At 63.5% G+C, this 24358-nt stretch carries 23 protein-coding genes; 13 read left to right on the forward strand and 10 right to left on the reverse strand.

All coding sequences use genetic code 11. The annotated features are described in order from the left end of the window. Positions 1–104 precede the first annotated feature (104 nt). Positions 105–1625, forward strand: a complete 1521-nt coding sequence (locus tag Q7S20_03365; GenBank protein MDO8500860.1) for a DASS family sodium-coupled anion symporter — start codon at positions 105–107, stop codon at positions 1623–1625. Between the two features lie 20 nt (positions 1626–1645). On the opposite strand, the gene Q7S20_03370 is transcribed toward Q7S20_03365, so the two are convergent. Further along, complete coding sequence (locus Q7S20_03370) at positions 1646–2656, reverse strand: hypothetical protein (protein MDO8500861.1); 1011 nt, start codon at positions 2654–2656, stop codon at positions 1646–1648. A 663-nt stretch (positions 2657–3319) separates the two neighbouring features. Here Q7S20_03370 and Q7S20_03375 point away from each other — a divergent pair. The 6 genes from Q7S20_03375 to Q7S20_03400 all read left to right on the forward strand — a co-directional run bounded on the left by Q7S20_03375 (position 3320) and on the right by Q7S20_03400 (position 8542). Beyond that, positions 3320–3556 carry a hypothetical protein gene (locus Q7S20_03375; GenBank protein ID MDO8500862.1) on the forward strand — a complete coding sequence of 79 codons (237 nt, stop codon included), beginning with the start codon at positions 3320–3322 and terminating at the stop codon, positions 3554–3556. Further along, positions 3550–3897 carry a type II toxin-antitoxin system PemK/MazF family toxin gene (locus Q7S20_03380; GenBank protein ID MDO8500863.1) on the forward strand — a complete coding sequence of 116 codons (348 nt, stop codon included), beginning with the start codon at positions 3550–3552 and terminating at the stop codon, positions 3895–3897. The genes Q7S20_03375 and Q7S20_03380 overlap by 7 nt, the downstream gene beginning before the upstream one ends. Before the next feature lie 158 nt (positions 3898–4055). Further along, entirely contained in the window at positions 4056–4808 is a 753-nt protein-coding gene (locus Q7S20_03385; GenBank protein ID MDO8500864.1) for an electron transfer flavoprotein subunit beta/FixA family protein, read from the forward strand. Beyond that, entirely contained in the window at positions 4808–5794 is a 987-nt protein-coding gene (locus Q7S20_03390; protein MDO8500865.1) for an electron transfer flavoprotein subunit alpha/FixB family protein, read from the forward strand. The genes Q7S20_03385 and Q7S20_03390 overlap by 1 nt, the downstream gene beginning before the upstream one ends. Position 5795: 1 nt before the next feature. Then, a complete protein-coding gene (locus tag Q7S20_03395; GenBank protein MDO8500866.1) occupies positions 5796–7466 on the forward strand; it encodes an electron-transfer flavoprotein:ubiquinone oxidoreductase in 1671 nt (556 codons plus the stop codon). A 224-nt stretch (positions 7467–7690) separates the two neighbouring features. Continuing rightward, on the forward strand, positions 7691–8542 hold the full coding sequence (locus Q7S20_03400; protein MDO8500867.1) for a carboxypeptidase regulatory-like domain-containing protein: 852 nt from the start codon (positions 7691–7693) through the stop codon (positions 8540–8542). 60 nt (positions 8543–8602) lie between these two features. On the opposite strand, the gene Q7S20_03405 is transcribed toward Q7S20_03400, so the two are convergent. From Q7S20_03405 to gpmI, 7 genes are all read right to left on the reverse strand, one after another. After that, the gene (locus Q7S20_03405; GenBank protein MDO8500868.1) at positions 8603–9322 is read right to left on the reverse strand and encodes a methyltransferase domain-containing protein; all 720 of its coding nucleotides are present in this window, start codon (positions 9320–9322) and stop codon (positions 8603–8605) included. Beyond that, the gene (locus Q7S20_03410; GenBank protein ID MDO8500869.1) at positions 9319–10569 is read right to left on the reverse strand and encodes a molybdopterin molybdotransferase MoeA; all 1251 of its coding nucleotides are present in this window, start codon (positions 10567–10569) and stop codon (positions 9319–9321) included. Before Q7S20_03410 ends, Q7S20_03405 begins: the two co-directional genes overlap by 4 nt. Next, positions 10566–11903: a D-alanyl-D-alanine carboxypeptidase/D-alanyl-D-alanine-endopeptidase gene (gene dacB / locus Q7S20_03415; GenBank protein MDO8500870.1), complete on the reverse strand. Its 1338-nt coding sequence runs from the start codon at positions 11901–11903 to the stop codon at positions 10566–10568. Before dacB ends, Q7S20_03410 begins: the two co-directional genes overlap by 4 nt. Next, complete coding sequence (locus tag Q7S20_03420) at positions 11900–12322, reverse strand: 6-carboxytetrahydropterin synthase (protein MDO8500871.1); 423 nt, start codon at positions 12320–12322, stop codon at positions 11900–11902. The genes dacB and Q7S20_03420 overlap by 4 nt, the downstream gene beginning before the upstream one ends. A 145-nt stretch (positions 12323–12467) precedes the next feature. After that, positions 12468–12971, reverse strand: a complete 504-nt coding sequence (locus tag Q7S20_03425) for a BON domain-containing protein (protein ID MDO8500872.1) — start codon at positions 12969–12971, stop codon at positions 12468–12470. Between the two features lie 41 nt (positions 12972–13012). Further along, positions 13013–13708, reverse strand: a complete 696-nt coding sequence (locus Q7S20_03430; GenBank protein ID MDO8500873.1) for a hypothetical protein — start codon at positions 13706–13708, stop codon at positions 13013–13015. Then, positions 13705–15288 carry a 2,3-bisphosphoglycerate-independent phosphoglycerate mutase gene (gene gpmI / locus Q7S20_03435; GenBank protein MDO8500874.1) on the reverse strand — a complete coding sequence of 528 codons (1584 nt, stop codon included), beginning with the start codon at positions 15286–15288 and terminating at the stop codon, positions 13705–13707. Before gpmI ends, Q7S20_03430 begins: the two co-directional genes overlap by 4 nt. 80 nt (positions 15289–15368) lie before the next feature. Here gpmI and Q7S20_03440 point away from each other — a divergent pair, with 80 nt between their 5' ends. The 6 genes from Q7S20_03440 to Q7S20_03465 all read left to right on the forward strand — a co-directional run bounded on the left by Q7S20_03440 (position 15369) and on the right by Q7S20_03465 (position 19519). Further along, positions 15369–15944 (forward strand): hypothetical protein, encoded by a 576-nt coding sequence (locus Q7S20_03440; protein MDO8500875.1) that lies wholly within the window; start codon positions 15369–15371, stop codon positions 15942–15944. After that, positions 15944–16621 (forward strand): hypothetical protein, encoded by a 678-nt coding sequence (locus tag Q7S20_03445; GenBank protein MDO8500876.1) that lies wholly within the window; start codon positions 15944–15946, stop codon positions 16619–16621. The genes Q7S20_03440 and Q7S20_03445 overlap by 1 nt, the downstream gene beginning before the upstream one ends. Positions 16622–16652: 31 nt before the next feature. Continuing rightward, positions 16653–17510 (forward strand): L,D-transpeptidase, encoded by an 858-nt coding sequence (locus Q7S20_03450; protein MDO8500877.1) that lies wholly within the window; start codon positions 16653–16655, stop codon positions 17508–17510. Positions 17511–17575: 65 nt separating this feature from the next. Continuing rightward, on the forward strand, positions 17576–18628 hold the full coding sequence (locus tag Q7S20_03455) for a D-Ala-D-Ala carboxypeptidase family metallohydrolase (protein MDO8500878.1): 1053 nt from the start codon (positions 17576–17578) through the stop codon (positions 18626–18628). Positions 18629–18638: 10 nt separating this feature from the next. Next, positions 18639–19055, forward strand: coding sequence for a hypothetical protein (locus Q7S20_03460; protein MDO8500879.1), 417 nt, complete (start codon positions 18639–18641; stop codon positions 19053–19055). Next, positions 19052–19519, forward strand: coding sequence for a YkvA family protein (locus Q7S20_03465; protein ID MDO8500880.1), 468 nt, complete (start codon positions 19052–19054; stop codon positions 19517–19519). The genes Q7S20_03460 and Q7S20_03465 overlap by 4 nt, the downstream gene beginning before the upstream one ends. 28 nt (positions 19520–19547) lie before the next feature. Here Q7S20_03465 and Q7S20_03470 read toward each other — a convergent pair whose 3' ends face one another. Further along, positions 19548–21134, reverse strand: a complete 1587-nt coding sequence (locus tag Q7S20_03470; protein MDO8500881.1) for a hypothetical protein — start codon at positions 21132–21134, stop codon at positions 19548–19550. Positions 21135–21148: 14 nt separating this feature from the next. After that, on the reverse strand, positions 21149–24304 hold the full coding sequence (locus Q7S20_03475) for a SusC/RagA family TonB-linked outer membrane protein (GenBank protein MDO8500882.1): 3156 nt from the start codon (positions 24302–24304) through the stop codon (positions 21149–21151). Between the last annotated feature and the right edge of the window lie 54 nt (positions 24305–24358).

Consider the following 24358-nt stretch of genomic DNA (forward strand, 5'->3'; position numbering starts at 1 on the left):
TGAGGGATGCCCTGACACGAAGAACCCTCCAGGCGGACGGTGCCGGGCGCAGATGTGAAAGACGCCTTGACCGCGCTCACTGGCAACCGTAAAGTGGCGCGCACATGACTCTGCCCACCGGCGCGACTATCGAGATCGAGGGACTCAAGCGCGCTGAGCCGAGTGCTGCGCGCGGCCGCCTCGGAATGTTGCTGGCGCTGCTGGCTTTCGTCTCACTCCTTTTCGCGCCGCTCGGAGGTTTGAGCGCGGAGGCGCACCGCCTCGCGGCGATCATGGCGGCAGTCGTCATCCTCTGGGTGACGGAGGCGCTGCCCATGCCGGTGACGGCGCTCATCGGCGCCGTCGCCTGCGTCGTGCTGCGTGTGGCTTCGGCGCGCGACGTCTTTTCTCCGTTCGCCGACCCGCTGATGTTCCTCTTCATCGGGTCGTTCATGATTGCGCGCGCGATAATGCTCCACGGTCTCGACCGCCGGGTTGCGTATGCAGTGCTCTCGCTCCGCGTGGTGGGCTCGAGTCCAACGCGAATCCTCTTCGCCTTCGGCGCGGTCACCGCCGCGATCTCGGCGTGGATATCGAATACCGCTACGACCGCGATGATGTACGCCATCGGCATGGCCATCCTCGCATTCATGGCCGACTCGGCCAAGCGCGACGGACGAACGCTCGACCCCAACTATGCGACCGCCCTCATGCTGATGACGTCTTTCGCGGCATCGGTGGGGGGACTCGCGACTCCCATTGGAACGCCGCCCAACATCATAGGTCTGGGATTCATTCGGGAGCTTACGGGAACCGAATTCCCGTTCTTCAGGTGGATGATGATCGGCGTTCCCGCGGTCGTCCTCATGCTCATCGCGGTCTTCTTCGTCTTTCGCGGGGCGGGAAAAGGCGTGCACACAGGAATGGCGGAAAGCGCGGGCATGCTCGAGCGTGAGCACGAGCTGCGCGGGAACTGGTCGACAGGTGAAAAATCCACGGTGGTCGCGTTCTCCGTGACCGTCTTTCTCTGGGTTCTACCGGGTGTGCTCGCGCTCGCTTACGGTGACGCCAGCCCGCAGTACAAGGCGCTCACCGCGCGGATTCCCGAGGGAGTCGCGGCGCTTATCGGCGCGTGTCTGCTCTTCGTGCTGCCCGGCAATCAGCAGGGCAGGGCGATCACGTGGCGGGAAGCGGCGAAGATCGACTGGGGAATCGTTCTCCTCTACGGCGGCGGATTCGCTCTCGGCGTCCTCTCCTTCAAGACCGGCCTGGCCGAAGCGATGGGAAGGGGAGTGCTGGGTTATCTCCCCGCGAGCGGTGGGACGGGACTGCTCATCGCGTCAACGATCATGGCCGTGATTCTCTCTGAAGTCACATCGAACACCGCCTCCGCGAACATGATCGTGCCGGTCGTGATCTCGATAGCGCGTGCGGCGGGAGTGGATCCCGTGGAGCCGGCTCTGGGAGCCACATTTGGCGCCAGCCTGGGATTCATGCTCCCCGTTTCGACACCGTGCAACGCGATCGTCTACGGATCGGGATACATCCCGCTCAAGCGGATGATGCGATACGGGGTTGTCGTTGACATCGTGGGAGTGGTCGTCATCGTCACGCTGGTGAAAGTCCTGCTGCCGCTCTTGCGTTGATCCGGTATCAACCGGTGCCGCTAGCGGATCGGAGAGCTTGTGACGTCGACGCGGCTCTTTCCAAGCTTGTCGATGTCGCGCATCCACACCTCGAGCCCTCCTGACGCCAGCGTTCGCGAATATCCCGCCACCAGTTGCTGCTGATATCGGTCGAGATCGAAACGAAACGGGTCAGATGGGTCGAGGTCTGTGATAAACATGTCGGCGTCGAGCATCATCAGCTTGCCAAACTTGAGCGTTCCGCCCTTGTAATACATGTAGTTGCGCGCTGAAGAATCGGGAACCGGAATGAGCGGAGGTGTCGTCGGTGACCCGAATGTCATCACGACCTGGTCGCCTTCGGTACGCACACCGGTCACGCGTCCCTCGATCTCCGGAGGCGGGAGAATGACATTCGGCGAAAGGAAGATGTCGTTGCCGCTGACCGACGCGCCCTTCGCCTTTCTCAGGTCGATCACCTTGTCGAGAGGAAGGCCGAGTCCGCGCATCAGTCCATCCACGTGCAGGCCGAGTATCTCGGTGCGCGTCGGATGTATGCGAATGCGTCCGTCAGGTGTAGCCGAGAGAGTCGCGCGGATCTCGAAAGGCATGCTTGCGACCTTGTGAAGCGTGCCCTTCTGCACGATCTGGCTGCCCGATATCGAGACACGAAGATTGCGCAGTGGCGCGCCCGCGTAATTGAAGACGTACTTGTTAAGCAAGAGACTCAAGTCGGGGCCTGTGAGACCCACCTCCGCGGCATCCACGGCGATCACGAATGACCGCTTGTCGTCGAACATCACCGGTCCGCCGATCCTGCTGCGCATCGTTCCGCTCAGGCGACGAATTCGAAGAGGGATCTGCGGGTCGACGTAGAAGTCCACGTTCCGCATCTGGACGTGCGTCGGGACGTCCTCGGCCGAGTTGGCGACTGGCGTACGGAGGGGGGCTTTCGGCGAGGCATCCGGCGTAGTTGCCCACCCGGCCAGAGCCAGCGCTGCGATCGGAGCTGCGAGAATCGATGATGATCTGCCGAGCGATCTTGTATGCACGTGTTCCCCAGCCGTGTAAGTGATGGAGGTATTGCACCGGCCATGCCAACCCCGGCGTGCCGTGACTCAGGCGGACCGCCTGTGATTCTGGTTCGTCGATGTACTTAAGTCTCCACGCAACATTCCGCAGGTTACGCAGCGGGATGTTCGCCGCATAATTCCCGATCGCACTCGGTGTGGCCGATGAGATCCAACTCACCTTTGTCTATGCTGACCGGGCAGAGGCTGGCGATGTCGTGAGGCGAATCATTTCGGCCTGAGTGAGTAGTCGTCGTGAGCGCCAAGCGTACCACAAAGTCTTCCCGACGTAGCCCGGGTCGGAGTATTACTCCGAGTTTGGGCCGCGCGAATCTTTCCCATCTACGGCGCGTTACCGAGGCCGAAATCGTTAATACTTCGCCGGAAGAGCTTCGGGGGTTGCCCAAAGACTTTTGGGAAGAGGCGATCCCGGTGCTGCCCGCGGCAAAAGTACCTATCTCTCTCCGGGTGGATGCTGATGTGCTTGAATACTTTCGAGAGTCTGGGCCTCGGTACCAGTCGCGCATGAATGCGGTGCTGCGTTCTTACATGGAGCGATCATCAACACTGCCCGCGAAACGGTCTAGGCGACGCGGGAAGGCCCAGAGACGTTGCATCGACGGTGAACGCGGTTATACTAACGGTATGAAAACTGCCATCTCCCTCCCAGACGCCGTCTTTCGTGCGGCCGAGCGCCAGGCGAAGCGATCGCAGAAGTCCCGCAGCCAGCTTTATGCGGACGCGCTGGCCGAGTACCTGAGCCGTCATGCCCCCGATGAGGTCACCGAGGCGATGAACCGTGTCGTCGCCAAGCTTGATGAGCCGCAGGATCCATTCGTGCTCGCTGCAGCGCGCTCGGTGCTCGAGCGTGTCGAATGGTAGAGGTTGCCCAAGGCGAGATCTGGTGGGCGGATTTGTCGGTGCTCGCGGGTTCAGCAGCCGGGTTTCGGCGGCCGGTGGTGGTCGTGCAGGGGAATCCGTTGAACCGCAGCCGACTCGCGACGGTGGTGTGCGTTCCGCTCACGAGCAATCTGACGTGGGAAGCCGCACCGGGAAACACGCTCTTGCCAGCCAAGGTGGCCGGCCTCCCGAAGGACTCGGTGGCCAACGCATCGCAATTGTTCGCGGTCGATCGCACCTATCTCAGCAAACGTATTGGGAGACTGGCGCCGAAGCGCCTTGAGCAGATATTGGCGAGTATCGACGTTGTGCTTGGCCGATAGGCCGGCTAACAGGGTCGCAGCACAAGAATGCGCGACCTGTTCTCGTGGGAGGAGAGTACACGTTCCCGTTGCCCGTCACCCGCCTACTGCATGGCTCGAAGCGACGGGTAGCGGGTAGCTATATCTTTGGTGAAATCTTTCACATGGGAGAACACGGAGTGAAGATCGCCGTGTGCGTAAAGCGCGTTCCGGACATGGACGTGCGGTTCAAGATCGCCGCTGATGGCGTCTCGGTGGACGAGACGGGCGTCAAGTTCGAATTGAATGATTTCGATGCGTGGGCCGTCGAGGCCGCGCTGCAGCTCAAGGAAAAGGCTGGTCAGGGAGAGGTAACGGTGTTGTCCCTGGGCCCGAATGCGGTACAGGAAACCATCCGGAAGGCCCTGAGCATGGGTGCCGACCGCGCCGTGCATCTCCAGGCGGACAGGATTCCATTTGATGGGTTTGCCATCGCCAGTGCGCTCGCCGCCGAATTGAAGGATGGCGGGTACGACCTCATCCTCTTCGGAAGGCTTTCGCCAGATTCGTCGAACGGCGTGACGGGTCCAATGGTCGCCGAGTTCCTCGACATGCCCTGTGTTACCGCGATCTCGAGGCTCGACATCACCGATGGACGCGGCACCGCGAAGCGCGAGATCGAAGGCGCGCAGGAGATTGTCGAGTTCTCGCTGCCGGCAGTGCTTACGGTGGACGAGGGACTCAACACCGCGCGATATCCGTCGCTCAAGGGAATCATGGCCGCGAAGAAAAAGCCGCTCGAGTCGAAGCCGGCGCAACTGGGCGAGCCGAAGGTAAGGATCGAGAAGCTCGATCTTCCTCCCGACCGTGCGGCCGGCAGAATCATCGGCGACGGCGCCGCCGCGGTGCCCGAGCTCGTGCGACTTCTTCAAACCGAAGCGAAGGTTCTCTGATGGCGAACATTCTTGCATTCGCGGAATCGCGGAACGGAGAGCTGCGGAAGGTCGCGCTCGAGGTTGTCACGGCGGCACGCAGGCTTGCCGATGCGACCGGCGGCGAAGTTCATGCCCTGCTCGCGGGCGCTCCCGGCATCGTGGCAAAGTCCGAACAGCTCGCGCAGCACGGCGCTGATGTCGTGATCGTCTGCGAGCACGACGGCTTCACGAAATACAATCCCGAAGCGGTGTCGGCGCTCGCCGCGGAGCGGATCAAGTCCGGCGGCTACCGCGCCGCACTGTTCGCCACATCCGCGCTCGGTCGCGATCTCGCACCGCGCGTTGCGGGAAAGCTCGCCGCCGGAATCGTCACCGACGTCACGAGCGTGGAGCTCACCGGCGATACTCTAACGGTGAAGCATCCGATGAACATCGGGAAAGTGATCGCGACGGTCACTATCGCGGGAACTCCGGCGATCGTGTCACTCAGGCCAAACACGTACGCGCCAGTCTTGAATCCGAAGGCGGGCCGTGTCGAGCGGGTCGCGCCTGTCGGCGATCCGTTGGCGTCTCGCGTTGTCGTGAAGGAGCTGGTCACTGGTTCCGCCGGCAAGCTGGATCTCGCCGAAGCGCCGGTGATCGTCGCCGGTGGCCGCGGCCTCAAGGCAAAGGAGAACTTCAAGCTCGTCGAGGATCTGGCCGACGCTTTCGGGAATGCCGCGGTGGGCGCAACGCGCGCCGTGACCGATGACGGATGGCGTCCGCACGCGGACCAGATCGGACAGACGGGACGGCTGGTGAGTCCGGAACTGTACGTCGCGGTCGGCATCTCCGGCGCCGTGCAGCATCTCGCCGGAATGAAGACGTCGAGGACGATCGTCGCCATCAACAAGGACAGGGAAGCTCCGATCTTCAAGGTTGCGGACTACGGAATCGTCGGCGACGTTTTTGACGTCGTGCCAGCGCTTACCGCTGCCGTGCGAGAAGCGAGGAAGGGCCAATAGCATGAGCAGTGGTCGCCGGCTCCGGGTCGTTCCGGCCGAGTACCAGCCGCCGCTTCCGGCGGAGCTGATTCTTCGCGAGCCACTCGATCCGGAGGCTGTGCCGATGGACGTCGTGTTCGTCGGCGGCGGTCCAGCCGGTCTCGCGGGCGCTATCGAGCTCGCGCGTCTCATCAAGGAAGACACCGAAGCAGGCGGTACGCTCGGCGAAACTCAAATCGCGGTTCTCGAAAAGGCATCGGGTCTCGGCGAGCATTCGCTCTCTGGCGCGGTCGTGAATCCGCGCGCGTTCCAGGAGCTGTTTCCTGATCTCGCGATCTCCGATTTCCCGTTTCGCGCGCCCGTGACGACTGAGCGCGTGTACTTCATGAAGGGCGGTCGCGCGCAGCGCATTCCCACTCCGCCGACAATGCAGAACCACGGGCACTACATCGCGTCGCTGTCGGAGATGGTGCGATGGCTTGGCGAGAAAGCGGAGGGGATGGGTGTCAATATCTTCACCGGCTTTCCTGCCGCGGCGCTGATGATGGATGGAGAGAAGGTCGTCGGTGTGCGAACCACTCCGGCCGGCGTGATGCGCGACGGCACGCCCGGCAGCGGGTACACGCCACCGACGGACATCTCGGCGCGTGTCACTGTCTTGTCGGAAGGTACGCGGGGCTCGCTGACGCAGGCGTGGATGAAGCAGGCCGGCGTCACCTCCGACAATCCACAGATCTTCGCACTCGGCGTCAAGGAGATCTGGGAGACGAAGACGCCGCTCGACGCGATCATCCACACACTGGGTTGGCCGCTACCGAACGATGCATTCGGCGGAAGCTTCATGTATCCGCTCACGCCGAATCTCGTCGCCGTCGGCATCGTCGTCGGAATGGATTACCGGCAGACGACGCTCGACGTGCATCAGCTCCTGCAGAAGCTCAAGACTGCGTCGCCGTTCCGCGAGTATCTGGAAGGCGGCGAGATGGTCGAGTGGGGAGCGAAGACTATCCCGGAAGGCGGCTTTCATGCGCTGCCGAAGAAGCGGTACGGCGACGGTGTTCTCGTCGTCGGCGACTCTGCGGGCCTGGTGGAGGTCGCATCGCTCAAGGGGATTCACTACGCGATGCAGTCGGGGATGTACGCGGCGCGTGCCATTGTCGACGCGCTCAAGAAGGACGACGTGTCCGACAACACCATGGCGCGTTACGACGCTCTGGTGGACGCGAGCTACATCACGTCGGACCTGAAGGAGCGGCGCAATATGCGGCTCGCGTTCCAGAAGGGCGGGCTTTATGTGGGCGGAATCAAGGCGACACTGATGACGCTGACGAAGGGCGCGTTTCCCGCCGGGAAGATCGAATCGCACGCCGATGCCGAGGTGCCGCGCGACGTGACGCCCGATGAGCCGTTCGTTCCCGACGGCAAGCTCACGTTCAGCAAGCTCGACGCGAACTTCAAATCGGGTAACGCGACGAGAGACACCATTCCTTCTCACCTCGTTGTGGGTCAGGATATCCCGCCTGAGGTGGCCGAGCTCTACGTGCACATGTGCCCTGCGGGAGTGTATGAGCTGAACGATGGACGCCTCGTCGTGAATCAGGCGAACTGCGTTGACTGCAAGGCGACGGACGTGATCGGGCCGCGGTGGACGCCGAGGGAAGGAGAGAGCGGGCCGAAGTATCGGTTGATGTAAGGGACTACGGAATGACGGAACTGCGGAAAATAAAACTACCCGGCGACCGGCTGATGGCTCAACACTGCGCAGTCGGCTCCGGGCCAAGCTGACAGCCGAACCCACAGCCCACCGCGCCTCATAAGCCCACCGCCGGTCGCCGGGTAGTTCTATGTTCCGTAGTTGGTTTGTTCAGGAAGAAACTTCCTTTGACGCTCTGTCCTGTTCGCGAGGTAAGACGGACAATGGCACAAACAACACGGGTTTGTCCGGCGCGAATCGCTGATACAAGATGGCATTGCCTCTCCGCCAATCTCTTTGCCGTTTGCTTGTCGGTTCTCAGTTTTGCCTCTTCCCTCGAAGCGCAAGCGACTCGAGCCGAACCAGTTGAACGCGGCGTTGCCGTAAGTGGTTTCGTCGTATCGGATGGAAGATTGATATCGGGCGCCGAGGTCACCGTTGTGGGGACGCCTCTGATAACACATTCCGACGCGAACGGCCTGTTCCGTTTTCCTGATGTCGCGCCCGGTCAACGTGTTATTCAAGTACGTGCTATCGGATTCGTTGCCAAGGATTTTCCTTTGGACCTGCGCGGGAAAGAAGACCGGCGAGTAGTCCTTACACTTCCGAAGGCCCCGCAACAGCTGCCTGACCTGGAGATCGTTCGGTCAGCTGATAAGCCGCAACGATACGCTCATACCAGCAAGTTTGACCTTTTCTTCGCACGTAAGGCGCAGGGCATCGGAACGTTCATCACTCGCGAGGAGATTGACAAGCGATTCAAATCGCGGACTCAGGAGCTGCTCCAGACAATCCCCGGAGTTCTCGTGCGGCAGCACGGCACACAATGGTGGATTCAGTTTCAACGGTGCGGACGCTCAAAGATTCCTGGTAGTGCGACGGCGGGCAAAGAATCCGAGTTGGTAGAGGTTTTCGTTGACGGTCAGTTCTCACCCGACGGTACAGACCGACTCGAGACAATCACTCCTGCTGAAATCGAAGCAATAGAGATATACAAAGGCCCAGCCCAGCTGCCGGCGGACGCGCGGGGTCGCGGATGCGGAGCGATCTATGTGTGGCTTCGCGAGGGGTCGTGAAACGCGGATTGCCGGTCGCCGGGTAGTTCTAAGTTCCGAAGTTGTTCTTTTGTCCCGGCATCAGCTAGCCGCATCGGCGACCTCGTACAGATCTATCCTCTGCCTGATCTTCCCCGCCTCGAAGGCATGCGTCACCTTCGACCTGATCACGAGCCGCTCCTCGGCGCACTGCTCGATGAACTCGGGCACGCCGATGCGGCCCGGGTCAGCGAGTATCACCATCCCGCCCGGCGCGAGACCGCGCTTGAAAATGCCCGGAAGCAGCCGCGCGTACTCCTTTTCGTAGAGGACGTCCGACGCGAGAATCAGGTCGAAGCCCTTCGCTTCGCGTGGAAACGATCGCCAGTCTATCATCCTCGCTTCGGGCGAGCGGCCGGTATTCCGAAACGCATTGGCGCGGGTGAAGGCGAGCGCGTCGGTGTAGTAATCGGTCGCCGTCATCTCGTATCCGGCAATCATCGCCCCGATCGTCACGAGCCCGACACCGCATCCGAGCTCGAGACCCTTGCCACCGGTTCGCCGCCCGCCTCTGTCGGCGAGCGAGACGAGATGCGCCGCGAGGATTGTGGATGAGGGCCAGATATCGGCCCAGTAGGGCAGCCGCTCGTCCATCACGAAGTCCTCTTCGCGGATCAGGTCGTCGGAATTCTTCGGCCGAAGAATCGAGAACGTGCGGCTGCCCACCTCGACGTCACCGGTGACGGTGTCGAAGCGCTTCTCGAGCGCCTCGACGAGCTCTTCGCCCTCGAGGTCGGTGAACTCCGCGACGGCGGGCGTCACGTGAGAGTCAGGTGATCGGTCATGACCATCGTATCCCCGAGAGGAAGCGCGCGATGGATCTCACCGGCCGCGAGCTCGAGGCGGTCGCCCGGCAGAATGAGAAGAGCGTTTGCTCGCGCCATCGCCATCAGCCCGGACGAGCTCTGCGAGCCGGAGAGATCGGCCATGTATTCACCCTCCCCGGTTCGGGTAAGGGCGACGCGAAGGAAGTGCATGAGCAATGCCGCGAGCGTGATCGGACGCGACAGACGCGCCGGAACGGTCTCACGGAAGAGCGCTGTGAAGCCGAGCATCTTCCGGATCACGGGGCGAACGAAGACCTCGAATGTAACCATCGCGGAAACGGGATTGCCCGAGAGGCCGATCCACGGCTTGCCGAGGAGCGTTCCGAACGCAAGAGGCGCTCCGGGTCTCATCCGCACCTTCCAGAAGTCGAGCTCACCACCCAGCTCGGCGAACACGTCGCGCACGTGATCGTGGTCCCCAACGGAAATGCCGGCCGACGTGACGATGAGATCGCACCCGGTCGCGGCAGACAATTTCTCTCGAAGAGACGCCGGATCGTCGCGCGCGATGCCGAGATCCACCGGATCTCCACCGGCATCGCGGATGAGTGCCGCGAGGGTGACGGAGTTGGACGACACGATTCGCGTGCTTGCCTGCTCAGCGGTGAAATCGGCGAGCTCCACGAGCTCGTCTCCCGAGCTGATGAGCGCAATCCGAGGCGCGCGATGCATCTGAACGGTCTTGATGCCGGCCGACGCGATGGCGCCGATATGGGCGACGCGGAGTAGCTCACCCGCATCGAACAGGATGTCCCCGGCGCGGAAATCCTCGCCCGACTTGCGGATGTTTCTGCCCACATCGCGCAGTTTGAGAATCGTCACTATGTCTCGGCCTTCGTCCGTGTCTTCCCGCCGCACGACGGTGTCGGCTCCCGCCGGCACCGGGGCGCCGGTCATGACGCGAGTCGCTTCGCGCGGCCCGATCGCGCGGGAAGGGAAACCGCCCGCGGCAACGGTCTCCACGACACGAAGCTGCGCGGGCGCGGGCCGCGGAGCGACCATATCCGCCTGGCGAACCGCGTACCCGTCCATGGACGAGTTATCCCACGGCGGCGACGTGAGAGGAGAAACGACACGCTCCGCCAGAACCCTGCCGGCTGCGTTGCCAGTCGCTACAGTCTCCGCAGGCAGCGCCTCGATCCGTCGCAGGATCCTCGCGCTCGCCTCGGCGACAGGAATCAACGGGACCGGCTTCGGTAGTTCGCCAGGAGAACGCCGACGGCGTCCTGGGCTCGCGTTATCTCCGACACCCGCGTGGTGAAGTGGTTGGAGAGAAAGCTGAACACGAGCCGGTCGCCATCCGCGGTCGTCACGTATCCGGACAACGAGCGCACGAACTCGATCGTCCCGGTCTTGGCGTGCATGTTGTTGGCAGCCGCAGTACCGGCCATCCGGGTCCTGATCGTTCCATCCACTCCGGCGATTGGCAGCGCCTCGTAGAAAGCGCTGAACGCGGTGTCGCGCTGCATCGCAACGAGAATCTTCACCATCGTCTCCGGCGTCACGAGGTCATGGCGCGACAATCCGCTGCCATCGTTGACCACTGCGCCTGTCGAGTCCACTCCCCACGCCCGGAGCTGACGCGTGATCACCACCGCACCGCTGTCGGGAATGCCGACGCCCGTGCGCTCGAGGCCCAGGGTCTTGATCAGGATCTCGCCGATCTGGTTCTGCGACGGCTTGAGGAAATGCTTCAGGATCTCGCGAAGCGGCGGCGAATCGAACGAGTACAACGTGTCCAGCGGTGCGTCGAGCGCGACGATGCTGTCGGAGACGCCGAGCCCGGCGGCGATTCCGCGGGCGCGGAGGGCGGTGTCGAGCGCGGCCAGGTACGCTCTGGTGGGGTTGTTGGTGCCGACGAACTCGACGGTGTCGCCGCTCGCGCGATGAACGACGGTGCGCACCATTCCTTCGTTGAATAGAAGCTCGTCGGTCGGAGTGCCGCTCGACGTCATGTCGTCGAGCTCCCATCCGTATCCGTAGATGTTGTCCGGGAACGCGTCGTCGCCGGGACGGAGCGACCCGGTGATGCGACGGATGCCGCGTGCCGAAAGGGAGTCGGCGACAGCGTTCATCGCGTTCATCGCGCTGCCGCGCATCCGGTCGCTGAGACTCGGATCGCCCCGGCCGATGACGATGAGATCCCCGTTCAGTGTCCCTTCGCTGAGAGTGCCACGAGTGCCCATTACGGTGCGGAACCGGTAGTCCGGGCCGAGTTGCGCAAGAGCGACCGACGACGTGAGCACTTTCTGGTTGGACGCCGGCATGAAGAGCTTGCCGGCGTTCCGGGAGAAGATCGTGTCGCCTGTACGCGGGTTCACGATGAGCAGGCCGATCTGCGCGTTGGCGAATTTCGGATCGCTCACGAGCGAGTCAATTGACGAACGAAGCACTTCGAGCGGCGCCCGCACGGGAATCGGGCGCCGCGTCGAAGGCCATGGCGCGCATGCCGCAAAGCTCATGGTGAGCGCGGCAGCGGCAACGGCCGTGCGGCGCGATGAAAGCAGGGGCATCATTCTCCGCGATACGACGCGCTGAGCGTCTGGTCTTCGGCGATCGTGACGCTCTCGATCCGCGCCGGCTTCGGAAGCCGCGCGCCGACGCGGTCGAAGATGAATCGAGCCAGGTTCTCCCCGCTCGGCACCAGCTTCCCATCGGCGAACTCGGGGACGTCCACGTTGATGTTGCGGTGATCGAACCGCGTCTTCACTTCATCCGCGAGAATCCGGTCGAGCTCGCCGAGGTCCACGATGAAACCGGTGAGCGGGTCTATCTCGCCGGCAATCGTCACGTGGCAGACGTAGCTGTGGCCATGGTAGCTCTCGCGGGCGCAGAGCCCGAAGGCCGCCTGGTTCTTTTCGTCACTCCATTCGGGGCGACGGTATCGGTGGGCCGCCGCGAAAGTCACGCGGCGCGTCAATTGTGCACGGGGCATGTCGGTAATCTGCCTTGCGCCAGCCGGATGCGCAGCGGGGGTAGTGGGTCAGTTCCCGCGTCCGCCAGCTACTCTACGCGGCAGCGGACAGGGCTGGTCTCACCAGATTTCCCCCTTTCCACCGAAGCGGCGCAAGCGCGAAGCCTCACCGGCCAATATCGTCTTGATCCTGCCCGCTCATGCCTTCCGGTGTTGGACTCTCGGGAGGAATCCACGGCCGCCCGCCCTCGGTGGCTTCGCGCACGTCGTGTGTCCCCTCGGAGTCGTCGCGCGACATGTCTGCGAGGTGCTCCGACTCGGGACTGAACGGGCCAGAGACTTCGCCGAGCAGCAGTCCGCTGTGCTTCTCCTCGTCGGCGATGTGCTCGTCTGCTGCCTCGGGGCTCTCCGCCCTCCGGAGTTCGTCCACGACGAGCTCGTTGTTCACGAGCGACAGCCCGATCACGTCGGTGAGCAGATGGTCCGCGATCCGCACCTCTTCTTCGGTGCCCACGCGCCCGGTCAGAGTCACCGCGCCCTCGCTCACCACCACAGCGATGTCGTTGGCATCTATGGAGTTGTTCGAGGCGAGCTGTTCGCGTACGAGCGTGCGGAGCTCATCGTCGGTCAGGTTCTCGATCTCGTCGGTGTTGTCGAAGTCGTCAACCATCCATCCTCCCGCGCGGGGCAAATGACGCGAGTCGCGCCAAATCAGCGGAAGAGGAGGTACGATGCCCCGAGGGTGAAACCGAGGTTCCTCTTCCAGAAATTCTTCGCCTGCTTGCTGTCCAGGACAGTCGTGTTGTCCGACGTGGTGGAGTAGTAATCCACGGGATACTTGATCTGATAGATGTAAGTCCCCGCATCCGCTCTCACCTGGAAACGTCCGCCCGACACGAATCGCAGACCACCGGCGAGTGAAAAGGCAAATGTAGTGCCGAGATTGAACGGGTCCTTGTCCGCCTGCTTGTCGAGATCGCTGGCGAGGCCGACGCCGGTGTAAATGACGGGAACCACACCGTGCCAGGTCCGCTGTCCCGTGAGATTGAACGACAGCCCCACGTCCACGAGGTAGACGGGCCAGCTCTGCACCCCGAGATCGCGTGACGCCGTGGGCTGGCTCGGGTCTATGACTTTCCGTTCGCTCATCACGTTGGCGAGGCGAAACACGATCTGCGCGGGGCCGCCGACGGCGACCTCATACCGCACGCCCGCCATGGGAGCGCTGCGCGGAGCGGCGCCTGCCGGATCCTTGCCTGCGATGTAGTAACCGCCGAAAAGAGTTGCTTCCTGCTTATACTCGAGATCGCGGAACGGGCTCTTCGGAGGCGGATATCCGACGTCCACCTGCGCCGCCGCGGGAACAGCCGTTACTGCCAGAGCCAACGCGAACAACACCTGCTTCATTTCATCTCTCCGAGATTGTTTCCGGTCATCTCCGGCGGCTGCTCGATGCCCATCATCCTTAATATAGTAGGCCCCACATCGCACAAAGCTCCGCCGCCGCGCAGCGCCTGGAGCGAGTCGTCGTTGAGCGCGACGATCGGCACCGGACTCGTGGTGTGAGCCGTGTGCGGCCCGCCTGTCGCCGGATCTATCATCATCTCCGCGTTGCCATGGTCCGCCGTGATGAGCAGCCGGGTCCCCGAAGATTTCGCCGCCTTCATCACTCGCGCGAGACACGCGTCCACCGTCTCCACCGCCTTTATCGTCGCCTCCATCGAGCCGCTGTGTCCCACCATGTCGGCGTTGGCGTAGTTGCAGAGAATGAAATCGTGCGATCGCGCTTCGATGGACCTGCACAGCACATCGGTAATCCCGGGAGCGCTCATCTCCGGCATCAGGTCGTACGTCGCGACCTTCTGGCTCGGGATCAGGATCCTCTCCTCACCCGCGAACGCCTCCTCGCGCCCGCCGTTGAAGAAGTAAGTCACATGGGGGTACTTCTCGGTTTCCGCGGTCTTCAGCATGGTGCGCCCTTGCCCCGACAGCACTTCGGCGACGATCCGCGCCATGGACTGCGGTGCGAACGCCACCGGAAGGTCAAAGGTCCTGTCGTATGAGGTCAGCGTGGTGACGGAAACGCGCGGCCGATGTGACACGTCGAATCCGGAGAACGCGGGATCGATCAACGTCTGCACGATCTGACGCATCCGGTCGGACCGGTAATTGAAGCAGATGACGGCGTCGCCGTCGCGCATCGGAGCCACCGGAGCGTCGTTCTCCACGATCACGACAGGAAGCATGAACTCGTCGGTGACACCGGCATCGTATGACGCCCGGATGGCACCCGTCGGTCCGCTCGCGCTCGCACTCGCGCTTGGGCCCGCCCCGTCCACGACGGCGCGATACGCGAGCTCGGTGCGCTGCCACCGCCGGTCGCGATCCATCGCGTAGTAGCGCCCCGACACGCTGGCGATACGCACTGTGGTGCCGCATTCGGCGCCATTCCCCGTCGTTGCCGCGATGCGCGCGAGCAGTTCCTCCATGTAGGCAAGGCCGGAGGTCGGCATCGTGTCGCGTCCGTCCATGAATGCGTGTATCGCGACCCGTGGCACCCGCTCGTGCACTGCCAGCTCGATCAGCGCGAAGAGATGCGCGTCTATCGCGTGCACGCCACCAGCGCCGATGAGCCCCATCAGGTGCAGCGTGCCGTCGTTCTCCTTCACTTCCTCGCACGCGGCGACGAGCGCGGGATTGCGGAAGAAGCTCCCGCCCGCGATCGAGCTCGATATCCGCACGAGATCCTGCATCACCACGCGGCCCGCGCCGAGGTTGAGGTGGCCGACCTCGCTGTTTCCCATCTGTCCTTCGGGAAGGCCCACGCGCGTGCCGGACGCCGCGAGCAGCGTGCGCGCGGGATGCTTCCAGATCGCGTCCCAGGTGGGCGTGTCGGCGAGGGCGATTGCATTGCCCTCGGTTTCCTCGCGATAGCCCCAGCCATCGAGAACGATCAAAGCGACTGGTCGCGACGTATCGCTGGCCATATTTGCCCGCTGCGTGTAAGAGTGTAGGTTAGAAACCGGCTCTGCCAAATGTACGCCTCACAAAAAGTCCTATCCAGCCAATGCGAAGCACCGTCGTACTCGCACTGATCGTCGTCGTCCGCGGGCTCGCCGCCCAGGAGAGCGCACCGCACGTCGCAACGAAGACAACGGTCGTCCGGCCCGCACCGACCACCGGCGCTACGCCGAGCCCGGCGATCGGAGAAATCGCAAAAGGCGCAACCGTGGATGTCATAGCCCGCGACCGCGACTGGGTTCGCGTGCGCCTCGAAGGATGGGTGCGCGAGTCCGATCTCATCGTTGCCGACAGCACTCTCCGCCCGCTGAGCGTCGCCGATATCCGCAGCGATCCGACCTCCGCTCGCGGCAAGCTGGTGCGATGGGACGTGGAAGTGGTCTCGGTTCAGACAGCCGACGCCCTGCGGACCGGTCTCCGGCCGGGAGAACATTATCTGCTCGCGCTTGGTCCAGGCGCCGAGAAGACGCTGGTTTACATTGGTGTACCTCCGGGCCTGCTCCAGAGTGCGCGGAGCTTGCCCCCACTGGCCCAGGTGACGGTTACCGCGCGCATCAGGAACGGCAGAAGCGAGCCCGCAGGTGTCCCGATCCTCGACCTTCAAAGTCTCACCCGACGATAATGTCCAATCCTCCCGATATCTCACCAAGCCCATCGGACGACGACACCGGCGACCGCCGGGACGCGGCGGGCGCCCGAGGCGGCGACAGACGACGCGGAGGATGGCGCGATTTCCGCCGCGCTTATCCGGGCTTCGTCTTCACGCTCCTCGTCGGACTCGCGGCAATGGTTGCGATAGACGGCTTCCTGATTCTGAAGGGCCGGACGTACGACGCGGAGGTCGCGCGCCTCCGCGGCAGCATGACGCAGCAGGAGCGTAACAAGACCGACGCGATCGTGGCTGCAGAGAAGAACAAGACGCGGATCGCTCTCGAGCTCGCGCGGCGTCAGGCGAAAATCGAGAAAAGGCTCCACCTCTCGGTCGCCCTGGACAGCGGAAAGATCTACCTCGAGCGCGAAGGCGCCGTGTTGCGCGAGATGGCGGCGGCGTTCGGGCCGGAAGCAAGGGTCGGCCCCGACTCGATCCCCGTAGTGATACCGCGCGGCGAGACGTCGGTCGCGAAAGTGACGGATAGCGCGATCACGCTCGGCGGAGGAACGGTCATCATCCCGTCGGACGCGCCTTCGCTGGCCCAGGACACATCGCCAATTCCGCCCGGCTCGGTGCGCATCAGCCGCACCGACCTCGTGGCGATCATGCCGAATCTCAGTCCCGGCATGCGGGTATACTTCTACTGACGCGCGCGGCGCTTCCACCTGGGGTGAACCGATGGGATTTGTAGACTCGCTGACGCACGGCGGAAAATGGGTATGGGGGACGCTGCTGGCATTCGCATGCGCCGCGACGGCCAGTGCGATGCTCGTCAACCAGACTGCAGTCGCCCGCTACGAGCGCGACGTCAATCGCATGGTTTTCAACGACAATCTTGGCGTGCTCGAGGAGGTGAAGGCCAGGCTCGGCACGACCGCCGACAGTCTCAACAAGCTCGTTTTCGGAGATCCCGTCGTTTCCGCGGACCAGCCGTATATCGTTGTGAGCATTGCCGAGCACCAGCTGTGGTACAAGCGCGGCAACCAGGTGCTGTTCAATACGCAGGTCGCGACGGGAAGCGGCAAGACACTGGTGAGCGGCGCGGGCGGGAGGCAGTACAAGTTCGATACGCCGCGCGGTCGCCTCATGGTCGAGGACAAGGAGATAGATCCGGCCTGGGTTCCGCCCGACTGGCATTTCCAGGAGCAGGCCAGCAAGCGCGGCTTGGGCCTCGCCCGCATGGACCGCTCGTCCCAGATCCCCACGGGCGACGGCGGTGTCGTGAAGGTGAGCGGGACCGAGGTCGTGAAGCGTTACCCTGACGGCCGGGAGATCCCCCTCTCCGCGACCGACGGGCGGGAAATTGTTGTCAACGGCAACATCGTGGTGCCCCCCTTCGGCACGAACCAGCGACGTTACAAAGGGGTACTCGGTACCCGGCGCCTGGTGCTGGGCGACGGGTATGGGATCCATGGCACCAACGTCCCCGAGAGCATCGGGCGTTCGGTGAGCCACGGCTGCATCCGGCTTCGGAACGAAGACATCGAGAAGCTGTACGACATGATCCCTGTCGGTACGCCTGTTTACATCTATTGATCAGGCGTCCTTGGCCGATTCAATCCCAAATGGCATGCCGGGGGCCCGGCTACTAGCTTGTGAGGATGGATTCACCCATTGCCGACCGGCAGCCGGTGCTGCCGGACGAGACCTTGTATCGCCATAGACGTCCCGCTCTGATCGTCACGCTGGGGCTGATCGTTGTGGCAACCGTGGGTGCCATGCAGTTCCGGGAGCCGTTCGCCGGATTCGGCGGAAAGCCGTTCGCCACCTTCCTCTCCCGAGCGCTGCCAGTCGCCTCTCCTTCGGCCTCGGCCTATGGGGAGAGTGGGGGGGTGCTGCTCAAGTTCGCTCTGCCGGGCCAGAGCGTCGAGTACCCGCTCGATGTCCGCGGCGACCCCACTGCTCTCGCCTACAGCTGGGTGCGGCTGGGGGACACGACCATGACGGAGGGGGCGAAGCCACTCCTCGGAGCGCAGGTCCAGGCGCCTTTCAGGGCCGGCTTCTACCGTCTCGCCCTGGTGCGCGGCGACAAGAGCCGGATCGTGGACGGACTTACCGTCGCGGTGCTGGTTCCTTTCAAGGAAAAAGAAGGGGCGATGCTCAACGGCTACCGCATTGGCACGTACCTCGCTGAAAGACTCGTGGGGAATCAGGAGCCCCCCGAAGGGTTCCTCGAGATAACGGAGCGCGACGTGGATCTGCCGATCAGCAAGCATCTTCGGGTCGGCGACTTTCTGAATCACGACAGCCAGGAGACATGGCCGCGCTATGCGGCCGTGAGCCCGCGGCTACTCGACAAGATCGAGCTCGTCATATCGGAGCTGGCGCGCTGGCACGGCGGCACTTCCGACGAGGTGCAGCTCACCCTCGACGTTCATTCCGGATTTCGCGCGCCCGCCCACAACCGGCGTATCAGCCGTGCGGCAAAGGACAGCCAGCACCAGTACGGAGACGCCGCCGACGTCGCGATAGATGCCAACGGCGATGGCCGGTACAGCGCGGTGGACAGCCGGATGGTGGGACTCGCCGTCGAGATCGTGGAACTCAAGCACCCCGGTCTCGTAGGGGGACTGGGGATATACACCAGCGGGCACGCGCGCACGACGTACGTGCACATAGACGCCCGCGGCAAGCGCGCCCGCTGGCGCGGCTGAGGACTATCACGTGAACGACATTCTGCGCGACCGGCTCCTGCGCAAGCTCGACCTGATGCCGGACGACAAGCTGACCCAGGTGCTCGACTACATGGAGTTCCTCGATTCGAAGTATGCTCCGCGAAACGCGCCGCCGCCGAATCCGCTGACGCGCTTCGCCGAGGGAGTGGAGAGCACGTTGAGGGCGGGGAAGATTTCCGCGAGCGCGATCTCCGGAACCATGAACATCATGAACAGGGCGGTGGGCGCGATCTCCGAGGTTGCCGCCGCTGGCAAGTCTGTTGCAACGGGGATCATGGGCGCCGCCTCGGGCAGCGCCGCTGAAGCGCCTCAGCCATCCGCCGCTCCTCCGGACATTCCGCGGGGCGGGCCGCATGAGCTGGGAAGCCAGCTACCACACACTCCCCCCGGAGACGACAGCAAGTGACCACAGCGAAGAAGAGCACCAGATCGGCGGCAGGCAGGCGGCCGCGCAAGCTTCCGCCCGAGGTGGAGGTACCGAGCGTGCCGCGCACCGGAGCGAAGCGCACGGTGATGGGCACGATCAGCGAGGTGCCGAATTTTCTTCGCCTGCTCTACGGCCTCATCACCGACAACCGCGTCAACGCCGTGGACAAGCTGGTCGTTGCCGGAGCGATCGCATATATCCTGCTTCCGGTTGACGTGATTCCGGATTTCATCCCCTTCCTTGGCGAGGTGGATGACGTCTTCCTGCTGGTTCTCGCGCTGCAGCGGCTCATCTCCAACGCGGGGCGCACGGTAGTGCAGGCGTACTGGCCGGGTGATCCCTCCGAGCTTTCCTCGCTCAATCTCGAAAAGATACTGGCTGCCTGCGTGTTCTTTCTTCCGCGCAGAATGCGTCGCCGGCTGAGGACGATCGGGCGCCTCTAGGACGCCCGATTGCCGGCGGTAATGCCGCCTAGGTCGGACAGCGCGCCAGTGCCACCGGACACCGCTCGGGGTCAGGTGCCGGAGCCGATGAATTCCCGCCAGGTCCCCCGAAAGTGTACGAGTCGAGCTGAAGCGTCCCGAGCTCGCGCCCCGGGACCGGCATCTGGGTGAAGGCGGCTTCGGGAAGCATCTGCCACCCGCGCGAGTCGAAGAAGCGGACGAGCGCATCCACGCCCACCATCTCCACGCCTTTCTCGTAGCGGAGCGCGTCCCACAGACTGCCGCACTGTCCGTTCAGCTTGCGCGGAACGCAGCCCGGCTCGTCCGGAGGACCGGCGATGGTGACCGGAGGAAGCTGGCCATTCGCGACGCGCGTCTTGTTGATGAGGGCAACGGCCTCCGCGGCGCGGTTCAGGCGGATGAGCGCTTCCGCCTTCAGCAGATCCATCTCGGCGACCGTCAACGCCGGTTGCGGTCCGGTCTGCCAGCTCGTGCCTGTGCCGAAGCGCAGGTAATAGTAGTGCGAGTAGCGCCACGTGCCGCGGCTGGCAGCGAAGATGTTGAAGGCGCTATAGCCGACATACTTGCCCGGCGTCGTGGGTCCGCCCGCTCCCTGGATGCGCCTGTCCTTCGTGCGGATCTGGAACGCGACGCGGCTTGTGAGCGGTGTGTTGACCCAGTTCACGAATCCGTTCGTCGAGTCGGCGGGTCCGAGAAGCCAGTAGCTTGGCCGGCCGAAATCGCTCGGCGGGCCCGTGCGCACGCGCGCGATGAGCCGCTTCCAGTCATCCCACAGGATGTCCACCTGCGCGACTGGAGCGAAATCCGTAGTGATTCCGGCGTCCACGCGCTTCAGCACCTCCGCCCAATCCACGGCGGTGCGCTCGGTGCGCGTCCGCGGAGAGTAGGCGATGAAGCGGGCGGCGAATGAGTTGGCGAGCTTCACGAACTCGTCGCGGCTCATCGCCTGGAAGAGCCACGAATTCACGGGAAGAGTGAAGTTGCTCGTCTTCGCGATGGTGATCGCCGCGTCGAGTTGCGAGATGGATGCCTTGATCACATCGGGATATGGGTGGAACTGCGGCGTCGTGATCGTGTCGAGCGCGAGCTTCTCGTCAACGATGAACGCCTTGTCGTAATAGAGGCCCAGCTGTCCGTGCGAGATTCCCTGGATGAACTTGCCGACGGCCTGCGTGCGCGCGGTGCGCGATGCATCCACGATGACGAGCCCCGAGTCAATCGAGATGAGCGCGTCGTTGACGGACGAGATGGTGCCGTAGAGCCCGTACCACGGAGTCTGGTTCACGCCATTGCGAGCGTTGACGGGGCTGTTGTTCCACGCCGATCGCGGCTCAGCGGAGACTTCGAGCTGGCCGAAGTCGGCGAAGCCTGACGTGATCTCGCGTGCCGACGTGGAGAACGCCCACGCCGGATAATCGTCGTGACCCGACACGGGCCACCACGTACGGAACGAGGTTGCCACGAACGACTCGGCGGCCGTCGGCTGCTTCGTCGCACGCTCGCGGTCAGGGGCGTTCGGGTTGTTTATCTCGAGGTCCTGGCATCCGACGGAAGCCGCCGCTCCGATGACCAGTATGAATTTCATTTTGCGCATTTGATCTCCGGTTATCAGAACGTGAGCTCGAGGCTACCGGTGAACGTCCGGTATCTCGGGTAGCCGAAGCTGTCGAACCGGACGATCGTCCCGCCCACCTCCGGATCGTATCCCTTGTAGCTGGTCCATGTCTTCAGGTTGCGTCCGATGAGCGATATGGACGCGCCATTCACGCCGAATCGTCCGAGCGAGCCGGCGAGAGCGGGCGAAAGTCTGTACTTCAGCGATACCTCACGCAGCTTCACGAACCCCCCGTTCTCCACGAAGTAATCGGTGGGGTCGTTGGCCGCGTAGAGATTGACGTAGTACTCGATGGGCTTCTTCAGCTCCTGTGTCTTGCCAGTCTGGTCCACGTCTCTGCTGCGCGCCCACTGGTACATGCGCTGGTTGGTCCGGTTGTACACCTGGCCGCCGACGGACGCGTCGAGAAGCGCGAAGACGGTCAGGTCGCGCCAGCTGACGTTGTTCGAGATTCCGTAGTGGAAGTCAGGGTTTCCGTCGCCGATTCTGACCAGGCGGCTGCTGCCGGTGGAATCGCGGAGAACGATCGGCATGCCCCAGCCGAAATTGGTGGTCCCGATCGTCGTGGATGTTCCCCACAGCTTCTTGGTTTCGCCGTCAGTGAACGCGTTACCCGGCCCGACCCAGACCAGCAGTCCTTCATCATTAAGCTGGAACTCGGAGGCTCGGCCCGTCGCGGTGGCGGGCAGCTCGTCGGATCCCTTGATGAAGCGGAAGCCATACATCGCGCCGAGCGTCTCACCAGCGCAGCGGAACGCGATGGTCTGCGTCGAGAAGCAGCTGCGGTTGAACTCGGTGATACGGTTGCGCGAACGGTCGGCGACGACGCCGAGGCGCCACGTGAAGTTGGGCTTCCGGATGAGCTGCGCTTCGAGCGTGCCCTCGAGAGTGTTGCCCTCGACCGTCCCCGCGTTCTGCCACTGCGACGTGTAGCCGAAGAGTCCGGCGAGCGGGATCTGAATGAGCTGATCCACGACCCGATTCTTGGCGTAGGAAACCTGGAGCGAGTACCGCTGGTGGAAGATTGCGTCCACGCCGATCTCCGTTTCTGTTGCATGCTCGGGCTTGAGGAACCTGTTGCCGAGCGTCAGCTTGGCGAGCCCGCCGCCTTCGGTGAAAGCGAAAGTCTCATACTGATCGCTGAAGTCGGGCCGCGTCCCCGCCGTTCCGCGCGAGGCGCGGAGCTTGAACTCGTCGAACATCCTGAGTGGCCACCAGTTTTCCTGCGCCAGCCGGTAGGCGCCGCTGACGCGGTAGTAGACGTTCGTCCGCTCCTCGGGACCGAACAGCGAGCTGCCGTCGCGCCGCACGAGGCCGTCAACGATGTAGCGGCCGCGATAATCGGCGCCGGCCGAAGCCACCAGACTGTTGGACCTGATCTGCTCGAAGTCCGAGGAAACGGAGCGCTGCTGCGCGTTGTCGAGGCTGCGCACACCAGCCGCTGAGAAGAACGATCCGCTGGCGGTCGTCGTCTCATCCGTCTCCCGTTCCAGCAGTCCGCGGAACGTCGTGCGGAGAGTCAGCGGGCCGACGCGGCCGAGCAGGTTGGCGCTGGCGGCGGCGTTGATTGCGTCGGTGGTTCCCGTGAACTGTGAGATCTGACCGGGGCCGCCGGTGCCGAATCCTTCTGTCTTCACACCCTGGTCGAGGAAGAAGTCATTTCTCCGATCCGAGCGGTCGTAGCTGACGTTGGCGTCGAAGTTGAGCCAGCCCAGCGGGGAGTAGCGGCCAGCGAGGCTTCCCTGCGTTCGCGCGCGCTTGCGCTGGCTGTCCTCGGTGGAAAGCACGTACAGCGGGTTTTCTTCGCGACCTTCGAGCGGATCGCCCTGGAAGATGAAGGGGGTGCCGTCGGGGTCGGGAACGCGGAGGTCCACGTCCGGCGCCTGGTTGATGAGATCGAAGAACGTGTCGCCGTAGAGCTCGTGACGAAGTGACCGGCTGTGATAACCGCTGAACGAGAGCTTGAGACTCTCGACAGGGCGATGGTCGAGATTCAGCCGAACGTTGTTCTGCTCGTACTTGCCGCTGTTGAGAACGACTCCGTCTTCGCGCGTATTGTTGACCGAGAGAAGCCAGTTCGTCTTCGCTCCGCTCTGGGCGATGCTCACGGAGTTCTTGGTGAACTGGCCGGGATCGAAGAATCTGTTGACCTGATCGTAAACCGGATCGGCGTACGCGACGTCCTGGAAGCGCGTGTAGGCCGGCTTGGCAATGCGCTGGGCGCGCGACACGACCTTGCCCGTCGCGTCTATATACCGGCCCTCTGCGTTCGTCTGATAGTAATGGTTCTGCGCCCAGTGGATCTTGCCGCCGAGCTCATTGGTTCCGAATTCGGTGCGCGCGGTGACGTGAGTGGCTCCTTCCGCGAACCCGGTGCCGCGCTTGGTGGTGATCTGGATGACGCCGGCGGCTGCCCGTGATCCATAGAGAGACGCGGCGGCGGCGCCCTTCACTATCTCGACACTTTCGATGTCCATGGATTCGAGGTCGGCAGTGGATCCGCCGAACGACTGGCTGAGGATGACACCATCCATGACGATGAGCGGCGAAGTGGATTTGTTGATGCTCGTCGGCGAGCGGAGAAGAATGTTGGTGCCGCTCCCCGGCTGTCCGCTCGGCACGACGGTGACGCCGGCAATCTTGCCCTGAATCGTCTCGATGGCATTGGTTGCGGGAACAGGCGCGTTCTCCGCGTCCACGCGGCCGACCGTGAATGGAACGCGCGTGCCGCTCGTCGGATCAACGACGCCTGTCGTGACGACGGCCTCGAGCGTGAGGCCGACCGGCTCGAGACGGATGTTGAGCGACGATGCTGCGCCGCTTCCGACGTTCACGCCGGGAATGGTGAGAAGCCGATAGCCAAGCCGGCGCGCGATGACGGAATGCCTTCCCGCCGGCACGCCGTTGAGCGTGTATCGTCCGGCGTCATCGGTGACAGCTCTGAGGCGCGTGCCGCTGACCGATACCTGCACCGATGGAAGCGGACGGTTGTCCGACGAGTCGGTGACCACACCGGTGATACGGCCGGTTGACGCGGCTGGCACCTGTGCGTTCGCGCGGGGGATGGCGGCGAAGAGCAGGAATCCGGCGGCAGCGAGAGCGAGGTAATGGGCACGCGGACGTGGCCAGGCTGAACGGCGAGCGGACATCACACCTCCAAGGCGTTGCGGGTTCGCGAGGCCAAAATGCGCCCCGTGTGACGC

This window comes from Gemmatimonadaceae bacterium (assembly GCA_030647905.1).
In the GTDB taxonomy this organism is placed as follows: Bacteria; Gemmatimonadota; Gemmatimonadetes; order Gemmatimonadales; family Gemmatimonadaceae; genus UBA4720.

What these genes read in the sequence shown, in the direction of transcription:
- Q7S20_03365 (MDO8500860.1), top strand. Translation starts at nt 105, where the DNA reads ATGACTCTGCCCACCGGCGCGACTATCGAGATCGAGGGACTCAAGCGC.
- Q7S20_03375 (MDO8500862.1), top strand. Translation starts at nt 3,320, where the DNA reads ATGAAAACTGCCATCTCCCTCCCAGACGCCGTCTTTCGTGCGGCCGAG.
- Q7S20_03380 (MDO8500863.1), top strand. Translation starts at nt 3,550, where the DNA reads ATGGTAGAGGTTGCCCAAGGCGAGATCTGGTGGGCGGATTTGTCGGTG.
- Q7S20_03390 (MDO8500865.1), top strand. Translation starts at nt 4,808, where the DNA reads ATGGCGAACATTCTTGCATTCGCGGAATCGCGGAACGGAGAGCTGCGG.
- Q7S20_03395 (MDO8500866.1), top strand. Translation starts at nt 5,796, where the DNA reads ATGAGCAGTGGTCGCCGGCTCCGGGTCGTTCCGGCCGAGTACCAGCCG.
- Q7S20_03400 (MDO8500867.1), top strand. Translation starts at nt 7,691, where the DNA reads ATGGCACAAACAACACGGGTTTGTCCGGCGCGAATCGCTGATACAAGA.
- dacB (MDO8500870.1), bottom strand. Translation starts at nt 11,903, where the DNA reads ATGATGCCCCTGCTTTCATCGCGCCGCACGGCCGTTGCCGCTGCCGCG.
- Q7S20_03420 (MDO8500871.1), bottom strand. Translation starts at nt 12,322, where the DNA reads ATGCCCCGTGCACAATTGACGCGCCGCGTGACTTTCGCGGCGGCCCAC.
- Q7S20_03425 (MDO8500872.1), bottom strand. Translation starts at nt 12,971, where the DNA reads ATGGTTGACGACTTCGACAACACCGACGAGATCGAGAACCTGACCGAC.
- Q7S20_03430 (MDO8500873.1), bottom strand. Translation starts at nt 13,708, where the DNA reads ATGAAGCAGGTGTTGTTCGCGTTGGCTCTGGCAGTAACGGCTGTTCCC.
- gpmI (MDO8500874.1), bottom strand. Translation starts at nt 15,288, where the DNA reads ATGGCCAGCGATACGTCGCGACCAGTCGCTTTGATCGTTCTCGATGGC.
- Q7S20_03440 (MDO8500875.1), top strand. Translation starts at nt 15,369, where the DNA reads ATGCGAAGCACCGTCGTACTCGCACTGATCGTCGTCGTCCGCGGGCTC.
- Q7S20_03445 (MDO8500876.1), top strand. Translation starts at nt 15,944, where the DNA reads ATGTCCAATCCTCCCGATATCTCACCAAGCCCATCGGACGACGACACC.
- Q7S20_03450 (MDO8500877.1), top strand. Translation starts at nt 16,653, where the DNA reads ATGGGATTTGTAGACTCGCTGACGCACGGCGGAAAATGGGTATGGGGG.
- Q7S20_03455 (MDO8500878.1), top strand. Translation starts at nt 17,576, where the DNA reads ATGGATTCACCCATTGCCGACCGGCAGCCGGTGCTGCCGGACGAGACC.
- Q7S20_03470 (MDO8500881.1), bottom strand. Translation starts at nt 21,134, where the DNA reads ATGCGCAAAATGAAATTCATACTGGTCATCGGAGCGGCGGCTTCCGTC.
- Q7S20_03475 (MDO8500882.1), bottom strand. Translation starts at nt 24,304, where the DNA reads ATGTCCGCTCGCCGTTCAGCCTGGCCACGTCCGCGTGCCCATTACCTC.